The sequence below is a fragment of the Ferrimonas sp. SCSIO 43195 genome (genome assembly GCF_023716685.1).
Lineage (GTDB): Bacteria > Pseudomonadota > Gammaproteobacteria > Enterobacterales > Shewanellaceae > Ferrimonas > Ferrimonas kyonanensis.
Genome location: NZ_CP072679.1, coordinates 1,065,672 through 1,080,641, shown reverse-complemented (window position 1 = coordinate 1,080,641; position 14,970 = coordinate 1,065,672). Strand labels below are relative to the sequence as shown.

Annotated in this window: 13 protein-coding genes; 1 reads left to right on the top strand and 12 read right to left on the bottom strand. The window is 58.7% G+C overall.

Going from position 1 to position 14,970, the window contains the following annotated elements:
• Nucleotides 1–3: 3 nt before the first annotated feature.
• From J8Z22_RS05170 to rlmD, 12 genes are all read right to left on the bottom strand, one after another.
• The gene (locus J8Z22_RS05170; RefSeq protein WP_051252788.1) at nt 4–540 is read right to left on the bottom strand and encodes a YqaA family protein; all 537 of its coding nucleotides are present in this window, start codon (nt 538–540) and stop codon (nt 4–6) included.
• Nucleotides 527–1,165, bottom strand: a complete 639-nt coding sequence (locus tag J8Z22_RS05165) for a protein-L-isoaspartate(D-aspartate) O-methyltransferase (protein WP_028113848.1) — start codon at nt 1,163–1,165, stop codon at nt 527–529. The genes J8Z22_RS05170 and J8Z22_RS05165 overlap by 14 nt, the downstream gene beginning before the upstream one ends.
• Entirely contained in the window at nt 1,162–1,911 is a 750-nt protein-coding gene (gene surE / locus J8Z22_RS05160) for a 5'/3'-nucleotidase SurE (RefSeq protein ID WP_028113849.1), read from the bottom strand. Before surE ends, J8Z22_RS05165 begins: the two co-directional genes overlap by 4 nt.
• Before the next feature lie 12 nt (nt 1,912–1,923).
• Nucleotides 1,924–2,976: a tRNA pseudouridine(13) synthase TruD gene (gene truD / locus J8Z22_RS05155; protein WP_245595611.1), complete on the bottom strand. Its 1,053-nt coding sequence runs from the start codon at nt 2,974–2,976 to the stop codon at nt 1,924–1,926.
• Nucleotides 2,969–3,445 carry a 2-C-methyl-D-erythritol 2,4-cyclodiphosphate synthase gene (ispF, locus tag J8Z22_RS05150; protein WP_028113851.1) on the bottom strand — a complete coding sequence of 159 codons (477 nt, stop codon included), beginning with the start codon at nt 3,443–3,445 and terminating at the stop codon, nt 2,969–2,971. Before ispF ends, truD begins: the two co-directional genes overlap by 8 nt.
• Nucleotides 3,445–4,131, bottom strand: a complete 687-nt coding sequence (gene ispD, locus J8Z22_RS05145) for a 2-C-methyl-D-erythritol 4-phosphate cytidylyltransferase (protein ID WP_252009249.1) — start codon at nt 4,129–4,131, stop codon at nt 3,445–3,447. The genes ispF and ispD overlap by 1 nt, the downstream gene beginning before the upstream one ends.
• Nucleotides 4,132–4,161: 30 nt before the next feature.
• Nucleotides 4,162–4,455: a cell division protein FtsB gene (ftsB, locus tag J8Z22_RS05140; RefSeq protein ID WP_028113853.1), complete on the bottom strand. Its 294-nt coding sequence runs from the start codon at nt 4,453–4,455 to the stop codon at nt 4,162–4,164.
• Nucleotides 4,456–4,576: 121 nt separating this feature from the next.
• Nucleotides 4,577–5,872, bottom strand: a complete 1,296-nt coding sequence (eno, locus tag J8Z22_RS05135; protein ID WP_252009246.1) for a phosphopyruvate hydratase — start codon at nt 5,870–5,872, stop codon at nt 4,577–4,579.
• A gap of 75 nt (nt 5,873–5,947) precedes the next feature.
• The gene (locus J8Z22_RS05130; protein WP_028113855.1) at nt 5,948–7,585 is read right to left on the bottom strand and encodes a CTP synthase; all 1,638 of its coding nucleotides are present in this window, start codon (nt 7,583–7,585) and stop codon (nt 5,948–5,950) included.
• Between the two features lie 96 nt (nt 7,586–7,681).
• Nucleotides 7,682–8,455: a nucleoside triphosphate pyrophosphohydrolase gene (gene mazG / locus J8Z22_RS05125; RefSeq protein ID WP_252009243.1), complete on the bottom strand. Its 774-nt coding sequence runs from the start codon at nt 8,453–8,455 to the stop codon at nt 7,682–7,684.
• Nucleotides 8,456–8,460: 5 nt separating this feature from the next.
• Entirely contained in the window at nt 8,461–10,665 is a 2,205-nt protein-coding gene (gene relA, locus J8Z22_RS05120) for a GTP diphosphokinase (RefSeq protein WP_028113856.1), read from the bottom strand.
• A gap of 112 nt (nt 10,666–10,777) precedes the next feature.
• The gene (gene rlmD, locus J8Z22_RS05115; protein WP_252009240.1) at nt 10,778–12,106 is read right to left on the bottom strand and encodes a 23S rRNA (uracil(1939)-C(5))-methyltransferase RlmD; all 1,329 of its coding nucleotides are present in this window, start codon (nt 12,104–12,106) and stop codon (nt 10,778–10,780) included.
• A gap of 135 nt (nt 12,107–12,241) precedes the next feature.
• Between rlmD and barA the strand changes: the two genes are divergently transcribed.
• Entirely contained in the window at nt 12,242–14,968 is a 2,727-nt protein-coding gene (barA, locus tag J8Z22_RS05110; protein ID WP_252009222.1) for a two-component sensor histidine kinase BarA, read from the top strand.
• The last annotated feature ends 2 nt before the right edge of the window (nt 14,969–14,970 follow it).

The window sequence follows — 14,970 nt, the reverse complement described above, 5'->3', positions numbered from 1 at the left end:
GAGTTAAAACAGGGCAATTATCGCACACAAAAACAATCCCAAAATGATCCAGCCTATCCAGGCATAATGAGCAGGCAGACGCCCGGTTTGCCGAGCAACCCAGGCCACCAGGTAATAGCGGCTGGCCCGACTGATCAAGGCAGCTACTGTAAACGATAGCAGCGAAATCCCACTGGCCCCGGCCGCCAATGTCGCCAGTTTATAGGGGATGGGCGTCAGCCCGGTTACCGCCAGTACCCAGGGGCCCCATTGCTGAAACAGCCCCAGGGTCTGCCGCAACTCCTCCTGGTAGCCCCAACGCTCCACCAGTGGCATCACCCAGACCTGCATGCCCCAGCGAGCCGCTAGGTAAGCCACCAGGCCACCGACCACCGCCGCCAACGTGGTTACCGTCGCATAGTACCAGCAACGGCGAGGTCGGGCCCGGCATAAGGGCGCCAGCAACAGCTCCACCGGTACCGGCAAGATAAGGCCTTCCAGAAACGCAAACGCCGCCAGTGAGCGGCGGCGTAACGATGAAGCACCCTTATTCCGTTGCACCGGCAACCAGAGGCACAAAGCGCACCCCTTCCAGCACTTCGCTGACAAAGCGATCCCCCTGACGGGTGATCAGGTGCAACACCTGTTCATTCTCTCCCAGAGGGATGACCATGCGGCCACCGTCGGCCAGTTGCTGCAGCAACGCTTGCGGCAATTCCCGTGCTGCGGCCGTCACAATGATGCCGGAAAACGGCGCCCTCGCCTGCCAGCCCTGCCAGCCATCGCCGTATTTGAAGGCGATGTTGTGCAGATCCATCTTCTTCAACCGTTGTCGGGCGGTGATCTGCAGGCTTTTGATGCGCTCAACGGTGCACAGCTGCGGCACCAACTGCGCCAGAATGGCCGACTGGTAGCCAGAACCGGTGCCAATCTCCAGCACCGGACCCGGTTGCAGTCCGGCCAGCAGCGCCTGTGTCATGCGGGCAACAATGTAGGGCTGAGAGATGGTCTGCCCCTGACCGATAGGCAGAGCGGTGTTTTCCCAGGCCCGCTGGGTCAGCGCCCCCTCGACAAAGCCCTGACGGGGCGTGGTAGCGATGGCATTCAGCACCCGGGCATCGGCAATGCCCGCTTGCTGAAGTTGTTGAGCCAACCTCTGACCGTAAGCCTGCGCATTGCCGATCATTGCCAGTCACCCATCCAGTTCTGTAACCCCGCCAACTGCTCGTGTGCCGTCAGGTCAACAGTCAGCGGAGTGATGGAGATGTAACCGTTGGCCACCGCATCAAAATCGGTGCCGTCACCGGCATCCTGCTGACGACCGGGAGGGCCGAGCCAAAAGATATCGCGGCCGGCCGGATCCTGAGTCCGAATCATGCCTTCGGCTTTGTGGCGAGCCCCCAACCGAGTGACTTTCACCCCCTGAATCTGTTCCGAAGGCAGATCCGGCACATTGATATTGAGGATCTGATCCGATGGCAACGGGTGTTGCTGCAGGTGCTGCACCAGCTTGACGGTAAACTCAGCGGCGGTCTCGTAATGGCGCATGTCCCGGCCTACCAAGGATACGGCAATGGTCGGCAGCCCCAGGTGACGCCCCTCCATGGCCGCCGCTACGGTACCGGAGTAGAGGGTATCGTCGCCAAGGTTGGCACCGGCGTTGATGCCGGAAACCACCAAGTCCGGCTCACCGTCCATCAGTTCCCGAATCGCCAGATGAACGCAATCGGTCGGCGTACCATTGACGGCGATGTAGCCATTTTCAATGGTCTGAATTCGCAATGGATTGGTCAGCGTCAGCGAGTTACTGGCACCACTGCAGTTGCGATCCGGGGCCACGGTGGTGACCTCGGCGATCTGCGCCAATGCTTCAGACAAGGCCCGGATACCCGGGGCATGAACGCCGTCGTCGTTGCTTACAAGAATTCTCATAGTGAGCTATTTTTATCCATTAACCGATTGATTTTCAATACTCTGTACATCTTGATAGCGGAGTATTTCCCGCAATACCGAGGTGGCATAGGCCCCCGCTGGCAGCACGAACTTCAACGTCAGGGTCTCGGCATCCTGCTGCCAGTTCATCCCTTGAGGCTGTAACAACAGCGGCCGCCGCTCCTGCTTCATTCGCGCGGCTTCCAATCCGGCCACCAGTTCAGGCCAGCGCTGCAGCTGTGACTGCTCAAACTGATCGGCCTCGTCATCGCCGTAGCGAGCGCTGCCGGCCATGGGGGCAGACAACCTCAGTTCGCCACGAGCGAGACGATCACCGAGATCGGCATCACCGACCTCGGACTTAAAGAAACTGCCGCCGGCAGGCATCATCAGGGTGTCGCCGGGCAGCAGCGCCAATCCGTGACGCTGCAGGCGCTCCGACACCAAGTGATTGAACAGGAAACTGCGGGCCGCCGACAGATACAGGCTGCGCTTATTGCGGTCCTTGACCCGGCGTCCGGAAAACATCTCGGCAGCCCGGGACACGTTGCGGCCACCATGGCCAAACCGCTGTTCACCGAAGTAGTTGGGCACACCGGTTTCCCGAACCTGCTGCAACCTGGCTTCAAGGCCATCATCGGCCTTCAGCTGCCTGAGAGTCAGGGTAAAGGCATTGCCCAGCAGCGCCCCCACCCGCAGCTTTTTGCTATGCCGCAGGGCCTGCAGTACCTGGATGCTGTCGTCATTGAGGCTGTACCAGTCCGGTGTGTCCTTGCCAGGAATTCGCACCGACAGCCATTGAGTGGTGACACCGAATTTGTCTTTGAGGCCAGCCCAGGACACGTCCATGGCCTTAACGCCGGCGAACTCCGCCAGCTTTCTGGCCAACTGATGCGTGGTCATCTCCCGTTTGCGAATCTGCAACAGATGGTGTTCGCCCTGACCATCGGCGCTGAAGGGTAACAACTCGTCGACCTGGAAATCTTCCGGCTGACTGCGCAGCAAGCCGCTGGCGGTCGGCTGACCATGAAGAAAGTGCCACTGCGGCAGCGAATAGTCAGACACGATTCAGCACCACCACAGCTTCAACGGCAATTCCTTCGGCCCGCCCGGTAAACCCCAGTTTTTCGGTGGTGGTGGCTTTCACATTCACCTGAGACAACTGAGCCTCCAAATCGGCACTGATGTTACTGCGCATGGCGTCAATATGAGGCGCCATCTTCGGCGCCTGGGCAATCACCGTGACGTCGAGGTTGCCCAAGCGGTAACCCTGCTCCTTGATTAAAGCATAGCAATGACGCAGCAGTTCCCGGCTGTCGGCGCCCTTGAAGCGGGGATCGGTGTCGGGAAAATGATGACCGATGTCACCCAGCGCCATGGCCCCCAACAGGGCGTCGCTGACGGCATGCAGAATCACATCACCGTCGGAGTGGGCCAGCAGCCCCTGATGATAGGCGACCGGTACACCCGCCAGGATAACGGGGCCTTCTCCACCAAATTTGTGTACATCAAAACCGTGACCGATGCGGATCATTACAGCTCCTTTATCAATAATTCAGCCATCCTGAGATCGTCAGGGTGGGTAACTTTCATGTTGCTGATGCACCCTTCCACCAGGGTCGGCTGCCAGCCAACACGCTCCATGGCTGAGGCTTCATCGGTGATGGCAGCCCCCTGTGCCAGCGCCTGTGTCAGCGCCTCGCGCAGGGCCACCAGGGGGAACAGCTGAGGGGTCAGTGCGTGCCATAATCCCTGGCGCTCGACGGTATGATCGATGTCGCCGGCGTTGTTGGCGCGTTTCATGGTATCGCGAACCGGCGCCGCCAAAATGCCCCCTTGGGCACCGGACTGCTGCAGCAGGCGAGTGATGTCCAACTGACGCAGGCAGGGCCGGGCGGCATCGTGCACCATGACCCAGGCATCGTCATCGTCGATGGCGTTGAGTGCCGCCAATACCGAGTCGGCCCGCTCGCCGCCTCCATCGACCCGGCGTATCCTTGGATCGCCGGACTCCGCCAGTTGCTCAAACAGGGTATCGCTTGGGCTCAGTGCCACCACCACCTGACTGACGTCCGGATGGGCCAGCAGACGAGACAGGGTATGAGACAGGATCGGGCGACCGTCGAGGTTGAGGTATTGTTTGGGCAGATCAGCACCCATGCGTTTGCCGATGCCGGCGGCAGGCACGACGGCATACACTTTATGTTGTTGTTGTCGCATTTAAGCTCCGAAATGACCGGGAGGCAGGCGTTATTGACCGACGTCGGATGAGGGGCGCTTGATGACTCGGAAGAACTGTTCGTCACTGCCGACCATACCCAGCTCGTTGCGAGCCCGCTCCTCCACCGATTCCAGACCGTTACGCAGATCGGCGATCTCCTCACGCAACATCTGGTTGCGCTGCTCGAGGTCGAGATTGTTGTCACTCTGTTCGGCGATCTGCACTTCCAGCCGACGCACTTCGGCGTAGCCATTCTCACCGCTCCAGAGGCGGTATTGCAGTCCCACCAGGGCCAGCGTCATGATTATCAGCAGTACTCGCATCTCATCCACCCGTACGTTGATGTCAGAGATCTTGACCTAAGGTGAGGGAAAAGAAAAGAAAAAAGCCAACAAAAAAGCCGCCCGCAGGCGACTTTTTGCATTTTCAATCACGACGCAGGAATTAGCCCTGACCGTTGATCTCTTTCAGACCGTTGTAGGCCACTTTGCCTGCCAGCTGCTCTTCGATGCGCAGCAACTGGTTGTACTTGGCAACCCGGTCAGAACGGCACAGAGAGCCGGTCTTGATCTGACCCGCGGCAGTACCAACCGCCAGATCGGCGATGGTGGCGTCTTCGGTTTCACCGGAACGGTGAGAGATAACCGCAGTGAAACCGGCATCTTTGGCCATCTTGATGGCATCCAGAGTTTCGGACAGAGAGCCGATCTGGTTGAACTTGATCAGGATGGAGTTACCGATGCTGTTGTCGATACCACGCTTGAGGATCTTGGTGTTGGTTACGAACAGGTCGTCACCCACCAGCTGAATCTTGTCGCCCAGGATCTTGGTCTGGTAAGCCCAGCCATCCCAGTCAGACTCGTCCAGGCCATCTTCGATAGACACGATGGGGTACTGTTCAGTCAGGTTGGCCAGGTAGTCAGAGAAACCGTTAGAATCAAAGCTCTTACCTTCGCCGCTCAGAACGTACTGACCGTCTTTGTAAAACTCAGAAGCGGCACAATCCAGTGCCAGAGTCACGTCTTTACCCAGGGTGTAACCCGCGGCTTCAACGGCTTCTTTGATGATCGCCAGAGCATCGGCGTTAGACGCCAGGTTTGGTGCGAAACCACCTTCGTCACCCACGGCAGTGTTCAGGCCTTTGGCGCTCAGCACTTTCTTCAGGTTGTGGAAGATCTCGGCACCCATGCGCAGCGCTTCACGGAAGTTCTCGGCGCCAACAGGCTGAACCATGAATTCCTGAATGTCGACGTTGTTGTCGGCATGCTCACCACCGTTGAGGATGTTCATCATCGGAACTGGCATGGAGTACACGCCAGGAGTGCCGTTGAGTTCGGCGATGTGAGCGTACAGAGGCAGGCCTTTGGCAGACGCGGCCGCTTTGGCTGCTGCCAGGGATACCGCCAGAATCGCGTTGGCACCCAGGTTGTCTTTGTTCTCGGTACCGTCCAGATCCAGCATCGCCTGATCCAGGCCACGCTGATCCAGGGCATCGAAGCCCAGCAGTGCAGGAGCGATCTTGTCGTTCACGTTGGCAACGGCCTTGAGTACGCCTTTGCCCAGGTAGCGAGACTTGTCACCGTCACGCAGTTCCAGGGCTTCACGGGTACCGGTAGAGGCACCAGATGGAGCGCAGGCCATGCCAAAGAACCCACCTTCCAGATGCACTTCGGCTTCTACGGTTGGGTTACCACGAGAGTCCATGACTTCGCGGCCGACAATCTTAACGATCTTTGCCATTACATTATTTCCTATACAGAGTTTAAAAATTAAGTCCGGCCACCGCTCCCGGCAGCCGGACAGGAATCTCGCTCTCTAGTTTAGTTCGCCTTTCTGGAACTCACCCGCCGCCTTTACAAAGCCGGCAAACAGAGGGTGGCCATCACGCGGCGTGGAGGTAAACTCCGGGTGGAATTGTCCGGCCACAAACCATGGGTGCGCCGGAATCTCGATGATCTCCACCAGTTTCTTATCGGTCGACAGTCCGGCAAAGGACAGCCCCGCTTCCTCCAGTTGCTTACGATATTTGTTATTCACCTCGTAGCGATGACGGTGACGCTCGACACAGGTATCACTGCCGTACAGTTCGGCAACCTTGGAGCCTTTTTTCAGGTGACACAGCTGGGCACCGAGACGCATTGTACCGCCCAGATCGGCGTTTTCAGTGCGTTCCTCTACATTACCCTCTTCGTCGACCCATTCTGTGATCAAACCCACAACCGGATGGGTTGAATCCGGACGGAATTCAGAGGAGTGGGCGTCTTCCATGCCGGCAACGTTGCGGGCAAACTCGATCAGCGCCACCTGCATACCCAGGCAGATCCCCAGGTAAGGTACCTTGTTTTCGCGGGCGTAACGGGCAGCCATGATCTTGCCTTCCACACCGCGCTCGCCAAAGCCGCCGGGCACCAGAATGCCATCCAGGCCTTCCAGAATGCTGGTGCCTTTGGCTTCCACATCCTGAGAGTCTACGTACTTAATGGTGACGGAAAGGCGGTTTTTCAAGCCACCGTGTTTCAGGGCTTCGTTGACCGACTTGTAAGCATCCGGCAACTCGACGTATTTGCCGACCATGCCGATGGTCACTTCTGCGGTTGGGTTGGCTTCTTCGTAGATCACCCGCTCCCACTCGGCCAGGTCCGCTTCCGGACAGGTCAGGCCAAAGCGCTTGGTCAGCAACTCGTCCAGACCCTGAGATTTCAGCAGCGCAGGAATCTTATAGATGCTGTCGACGTCTTTGAGGCTGATTACCGCCTTCTCTTCGACGTTACAGAACAGCGCAATCTTGCGGCGCTCGTTGGCCGGAACCACCCGGTCACTGCGACAGATCAGCACGTCTGGTTGAATACCGATGGACAGCAGCTCTTTCACCGAGTGCTGAGTCGGTTTGGTTTTCACTTCACCGGCGGCAGACAGGTACGGCACCAGAGTCAGGTGCATGAACATGGCCCGATCACGGCCCAGTTCTACCGCCAGCTGACGCAGGGCTTCCAGGAACGGCAGCGACTCGATGTCGCCGACGGTGCCGCCCACTTCAACGATGGCCACGTCGTGGCCTTCGGCACCGGAGATCACACGCTCTTTAATGGCGTTGGTGATGTGGGGAATGACCTGAATGGTGGCACCCAGGTAGTCGCCACGACGCTCTTTGCGCAGAACGTCGGCGTAGATACGACCGGAGGTGAAGTTGTTGCGCTTGCTCATCTTGGTACGGATGAAGCGCTCATAGTGACCCAGGTCCAGATCAGTCTCGGCACCGTCTTCGGTTACGAACACTTCACCGTGCTGGATGGGGCTCATGGTGCCTGGATCGACGTTGATGTACGGATCCAGCTTCATCATGGTCACGTTCAGACCACGCGCTTCCATAATGGCGGCAAGAGACGCTGCTGCAATGCCTTTACCCAACGAGGAAACCACCCCGCCCGTCACGAAGATATAATTTGTAGTCATGCTGAACCTGAGAATTGAAGAAACTAACTAGTGGGAGTTCACTATTCGGACGGGATGACAGTATAACAGAGGCCAACTAACAGAACAATTGAGAACTCACGGTTCTCGACGTTTTAGTTGCTGCCAATACTGCTCCAACTCCTCCAGGCTGTGTTGCTGCAGGGCACGGCCTGAATCGGAGGCCAAGGCTTCGACGCCACGGAAGCGCCGCTCGAACTTACCGTTGGCGCGGCGCAGGGCCTGCTCGGGGTTCACCTTCAGGTGGCGGGCCAGGTTGGTAACCGCAAACAGCAGATCGCCAATTTCATCTTCGACCCGATCCGAATCCACCGCTGGCTGATTGACCTCAGCCAGGACCTCGTCCACCTCTTCATGAATCTTGGCCACCACCGGCGCTAGCGCATCCCAGTCAAAGCCTACCGCCGCCACCCGCTTCTGGATTTTCAGAGCCCGATTCAGCGCCGGCATCGCCTGAGGAATGTCGTCCAGCACCGAATGCTCGCCCTTGTCCGCCCGTTCGGCGGACTTACTGGCTTCCCAGTTGGCTTTCAGTTCGGACTCGGGAATGGCTGCCTCGGCAAACACGTGAGGATGACGCCGCTCCAGCTTATCGCAGATGCGACGGGCGACCTCTTCGAAATCGAACCACTGACGCTCCTTGCCCAATTGGGCGTAGAACACCACCTGAAACAGCAGGTCGCCCAGCTCTCCAGGCAACTCATCCCAGCTCTGACGCTCAATGGTGTCGGCCACCTCGTAGGCCTCTTCCAGGGTGTGCGGCACGATGGTGGCAAAGTCCTGCTTGAGGTCCCAGGGACAGCCACCATCGGGGTCCCGCAACTTGGCCATGATGGCCAGCAATCGATCCATCTGGCTCACAGGCGCCCTACCTCCAGCACCCCAGGGATCTGGCTCAGTCTGGACACCAGTCGGGTCAACGAGTCCATGTTAAACAGCTCCAGCTTCAGCTCAATGGCGGCGGTGTGCTGCTTGGCATCACTGTGACTGCGCATCTCCAGTACGTTGGATTTTTCGTTGGCCAGCAGGGTGGTCACGTCCCGCAGCAAACCACCGCGGTCATTGGCGATGACTCGAATGGAGACGGTGTAGCCGCCGGAAACGCTTTCGCCCCAGACCACCTCGACACCCCGCTCCGGGTGTTTGCCCAACAGGCTGGCCAGCTGTTCACACTCTTCCCGGTGCACCGACACACCGCGGCCCTGGGTGATGTAGCCGTAGATGGGATCACCGGGCAACGGTTGACAACACTTGGCCATGTGAGTCATCAGGTTACCAACGCCATTAACCTCAATCTGACCCGAGCTTTGGCGGGGTTTGGTGGGCGGCCGGCTGACCAGTTCCGCCAGCGCCTCTTCGTCACTGTCCTGTTCTCGCTTATGGCGGCTTTGAATGTGGTTGATCACCTGGTTGAGGCGAATGTCGCCGCCACCGATGGCCGCCAGCAGATCCTCCAGGGCGTGCATGTTAAACCGCTGCACCGCACTGTGGGCGTCCTCGAGCTTAAGCCCGTGACGCTGCAGTTCGGTCTCCATCATCTCCTTGCCGGCGGCGGCATTTTTGTCTTTGTCTTCCAACTTAAAGAAGTGGGCAATCTTGGCCCGGGCGCGGCTGGTTTTGATGTAGCCGAGGCTGGGGTTAAGCCAGTCACGCTTCGGGTTCGGCTGCTTGGCGGTGATGATCTCCACCCGCTGCCCGGTCTCGACAATGGTGGTAAAGGGCACGATGCGGCCATCAATTTTGGCACCGATGCAACGGTGACCCACCACCGAATGGATGTAGTAGGCAAAATCCAGCACGGTGCTGCCGGCAGGCAGATCGACCACGTCGCCGCGAGGAGTGAACACATAGACCCGGTCTTCAAACACCTGGCTGCGCACCTCGTCCACCAGGTTGCCGCTTTCCACCACGTCTTCCTGCCACTGGAGGATTTTTCTCAGCCAGTTGATCTTCTCCTCGAAACCGGAGGATTTGCCCGACTGTGGCCCCTCTTTGTACTTCCAGTGCGCCGCCACCCCCAGTTCCGCATCCTGGTGCATCTGTTCGGTGCGGATCTGGATCTCGACACTCTTGGCCTGCGGGCCAAGCACCACGGTGTGGATGGATTGATAGCCATTGGGCTTGGGGGTGGCCACGTAATCGTCGAATTCGTTGGGCAGGTGGCGCCATTGGGTATGCACGACCCCAAGGGCGGCATAACAGTCCTGCAGGCGCTCGGCAATGATCCGCACCGCCCGCACATCGAACAGTTCGGAAAACGCCAGGTTCTTCTTCTGCATCTTCTTCCAGATGCTGTAGATGTGTTTCGGACGCCCGTACACCTCGGCGCGGATGCCGTCGGCGTCCAGTTGCTTCTGCAGGCCGGAGACAAACTCTTCGATGTAGTTCTGCCGGTCGATGCGTTTCTCATCCAGCAGTTTGGCAATCTCTTTGTAGGTATCCGGGTGCAGGTAACGGAACGACAGATCTTCCAGCTCCCATTTGAGCTGGCCAATGCCGAGACGGTTGGCCAGTGGCGCGTAGATGTCCCGTACTTCTCGGGCCAGCACCACTCGGGTCTCTTCGTCGGCGTTTTTGACCTCCCGAAGCATGACCACCCCTTCGGCCAGTTTGATCACCACCGCCCGCACGTCTTCCACCATCGCCAGCAGCATGCGGCGCAGGTTATCGATCTGCCCTTCGGAGGCGCTGATGCCGGTTCCGGTCTGCAGGGTTCGAATGGCGTCCATCACCTGAACACTTTTGATCAGCGGCAACAGGCGCTCGCCAAATTCGGCCTCCACCTGCTCCAGCGTCAGTACCTGTTCATCGATGCAGGTAAACAGCAAGCTGGCTTCCAGGGTATCGATGTCCATGTTCAACGGCAGCAGAATCTCCACCATCTCCCTGGCTCGAATCAGGCAGGCGTCCACCACCTTCGTATCGACGTCAGTGAGGTTCTGGCAATAACGATAGGTGGCTTCCAGCTGTTGCTGCTGACTGTCACTGAGTGCCAATTGCTGCAGCCACTGCTGCAGATCAACCTGTTGTTCTCCAAAATGGATCTGACGAACGGAAACCATGGTGCGTGCTCATCCTCTAACTGGCCCAACGGCTTGGGCATCCTGGTGTGGCTGTCGTCATCATTGACGACCCGTGGCCCCGGGGATCGGCTCACCCCGGCAGCAATCTATCCTATTGCAATTCAAAGAGTGCCATCGACTCCAGATGCTGAGTATGCGGGAACATATCCACCAGTCCAACCCTTGTCAGACGATAATTCTGCCCGGTGAGCAATTTTGCATCACGGGCCAGGCTGGCGGGGTTGCAGGAAACGTACAGCACCCGTTTCGGCTGCCAGGTACTCAGGTGGGCCAAGGCGCCCACGGCACCGGCGCGGGCCGGATCCAGCAGCAACAGGTCCACCGGTTGCAACCAGGGAGCACTCAGCTCCTCGGCATTGAGATCGGCCTGATGAAAGCTGAGGTTCGTCAGCCCCAGTTCGGCGGCCCGGGCATTGCCGCGCACCACCATCTGCTCCACCCCTTCGACGGCAATCACCGCCTTGGCCCGTCGGGCCAGCGGCAGGCTGAAATTGCCGACACCGGCAAACAGATCCAGCACCACATCGTTGGCCTGGGGAGCCAGCCACGACAGCGCCTGGGTCACCATCTGCCGGTTAACCGCGTCGTTAACCTGAATAAAATCCCCGGGCAGGTACGCCAGCGGCAACTCAGGTTCACCGTTGCCGATGGCAAAAGGCGACAACGGCAGACCATCGAGGCGGGTGATCGCCTCGTTGCCGTCAATCAACACCGTCAGCTTGTGGGAGCTGGCAAACTGCTGCAACCGCTGCCGGTCCGCCTCGGCCAGTTTCTGAGTAAAACGAAAACAGGCCAGGTTGCCGTCATCGGTCTGGGTCAATTCGATGTGCCCCAGTTGGCGGCGGGCTTTCAGGCTAGACGCCAACTGTTTCAACGGCGCGATCAGGTCGCAAAACGGCGCCACCAGCACCGGACAGCGGTCGATGGCGACAATGTCGCGACTGCCTTCCTGGCGAAAGCCCAGTTGCAGGGCCCCCTGATCCATCTTTACCGCCAGTCGAGCCCGGCGGCGGTAGTGCCAGTCGGCGCCGACGACCGGCTCCGCCACCTGGTCACAGTGGGCGTCCCCCAGCTTGCTCAATAACTCAAGCAGCGACTGCTGCTTATGGCTGCGCTGGTCGGCCACACTCAGGTGCTGCAACTGGCAACCGCCACAACGGCCAAAATGGGGGCAATCCGGCTCGATGCGTGCCGGCGCGTCGTTAAGCCGCTTTACCACTTTGCCGACCGCGAAGCGCTTTTTCTGCTCGGTCAGTTGCACTTCAGCCTGCTCTCCCGGCAGCAAGCCGGGCAGAAACACCACCTTGCCCTGATACTCCGCAACCCCCTGACCTTTGTGATCGAGACGATCGGCACTGAGGCGGATTTTTTTAGACAACTTCTTTAATTTATTGGACTTAGGGGTAAAAAACTGTGCCATAGAAAGGTCCGTTGATTACAATAGGGGGATCGTGACACGTCTTGGCCTGTCGGGGTTCCCCTGAAAAGCTGGAAAATCCAGCGGCATTAAGGGATAACAATAGCCAAACATACTTAGCGGAGCATTGTCCCACAGATGAATGGGGTCACCAAATACAGTCTCAGGGCCTGGGTGCTGGTGTTGGCACTGGCACCCACCATATTGATCGGCGTGCTGCTGGGCAGTTTCTTCACTCTGACCCGTTTTTCGGAGCTGGACCACTCGCTGCTGGTGCGCGGAAAGAACATCGTCAGCCCCCTGGCCATGGCGGCCAGCTATGGCCTGAGCACCAGCAACCGTGACTACAGCCAGCGGCTCATCGACATGATCCACAAGCAAAACTCGCTGTTTGTGCAGTTGATTGCGATATTCGACAACCAAAATCAGGTGTTTGCCACCAGCCAGTACCGGCAGAATTTCGACCTGATTAAGCTGCCCATCAACCGGGATCTGACCGAAGGCATCAACATCGAGCACATTGGTGACCATGTGATCATGCGAGCGCCAATCTACACCCTACCGACCCCGGCAGTGGACACCAATTTTACTCCTCGAACCCAGCTGGGTTACATCGTACTGCAGATCAACAAACATGAAGCCCTGGTCAGCCAATACCGGGGCGCAGGCTGGGCCTTCATCATCGTCCTCATCGGTGTGCAGCTGAACCTGCTGTTCACCTTCCGGCTGATGAAAAATGTCACCCGCCCCATCACCGACATGGTGACGGCGGTGGCCAAGATTCGCGAGGGCAAACTGGATACCCGGCTGCAGGGGGAGCTGATCGGCGAACTGGATCACCTGAAGCGAGGCATCAACGCCATGGCCTCGTCCCTGGCGGAATACCACAACGAGATGCAGCAAAACATCGATCAGGCCACCTCGGATCTGCGGGAGACCCTGGAGCAGATCGAGATTCAGAACGTGGAGCTGGACATCGCCAAGAAGCGGGCCCTGGAGGCCAGCCGGGTCAAATCAGAGTTCATGGCCAATATGAGCCATGAACTGCGTACCCCCCTCAATGGCGTCATCGGCTTCACCCGCCAGCTGCTAAAGACCCCGTTGCATGACAACCAGCGCGACTACCTCAATACCATAGAGCGCAGCGCCACCAACCTGTTGTCCATCATCAACGACATCCTCGATTTCTCGAAGCTGGAAGCGGGCAAGATGGTGCTGGAAAAGATGCCGTTCGCCCTGCGGGAAGCGGTCGATGAAACCATGCAACTGCTGTCCACCGCCGCCGCCGAAAAGGAGCTGGAACTGGTGATCGACATCGATGAGCGGGTCCCGGACAGCCTCAATGGCGACGTGATGCGACTGCAGCAGATTCTCACCAACCTGGTCAACAACGCCATTAAGTTCACTGACAAGGGCAGCGTGCGCCTGCAGTTGGATGCCGCCAAGGAGACGCCGGAACGGGTGCTGATCCGCGGCGAAGTGGCGGACACCGGCATCGGCATCAGCAAAGAGCAACAATCGATGCTGTTTCAGGCCTTTGGCCAGGCCGACAGCTCCATCAGTCGTCGCTTTGGCGGCACCGGTCTGGGGCTGGTGATCACCAAACGACTGGTCAATCACATGGATGGCCAGATTGGCTTCACCAGCAGTGAAGGCCAGGGGTCCACGTTCTGGTTTACCCTCAGCATCGAAAAGAGCCCGTTTACCATCTCCGACCCGCTGATTCTGGAACAGGTCTATGGCCAGAGCGCGCTGGTGTTTGAGCCACGGCTGCTGACCCGTAACAACTTGGTGCAACAGCTGGACAGCTGGCACATCAAGGCCACCGCCTGCGGCAGCAGTTCGCCGCTGCAGCAGCACCTCAACGGCCAACACTACAATCACGCCCTGATCGCCTGGCGCAAGCTCAAGCCCAGCGACGGCATGATGGAAACCCTGTCGGTGATCCGCAACCACTGCGACAACCTGGTGCTGCTGCTGGACAGCAACAACAGCGAGGTGGCGAACCAGATGGCCGGCCTGGGCATCGATCATTGCCTGACCCTGCCCATGAGCGAGCGACGGCTGTTCGCCAGCCTCACCAATAAAGACGCTCAGCACCTGCCGGCGCCTCAGTTGCCCATGCCCCTGGGCCGGGACAAAAAGGCGCTCAAAACCCTGGCCGTGGACGACAACCGCGCCAACCTCAAGTTGATCGATACCCTGCTCAGTGAACTGGTGGAGGAGGTCGACACCCTCTCCTCCGGCACCCAGGCGATCCAGCGGGCCCAGGAGCAGGAATACGACATCATCTTTATGGACATTCAGATGCCGGACATCGACGGCATTCAAGCCACGCAGCGAATCCGCCAGCAATCCCGCAATACCCGTACCCCGATCATCGCCGTCACCGCCCACCTGCTGGGCGCCGAGCGTGAGCAAGTACTCGCCAGCGGCATCGACGACATCCTGACCAAACCCATCGACGAAGAGGGATTGGAGCAGGTCATTGACCGCTGGACCTCCACCGCCAGCCCGGTATTGACTCAGGTGGTGGACTGGGAACTGGCACTGACGCAATCCGGCGGCAATAATGAACTGGCCAAAGAGATGCTCAAGATGCTGATGGACAGCATTCCGGAAACCCGGGAGCTGATCGACAACCACCTGCAATTGGGGGATCGCACCGCCATGCTGAAAACCGTCCATAAGCTGCACGGCGCCACCTGCTACTCCGGCGTGCCCGGGCTGCAGAAGCTGTGTGCGGATCTGGAGTCACAACTGAAGCAAGGCAACAGCACCGCCCAGCTGGAACCGGAAATTCTTGAGTTACTCGACGAATTAAACAAGGTAGAATCCGCGGCCGAAACCATACTGGCCGCCTAATT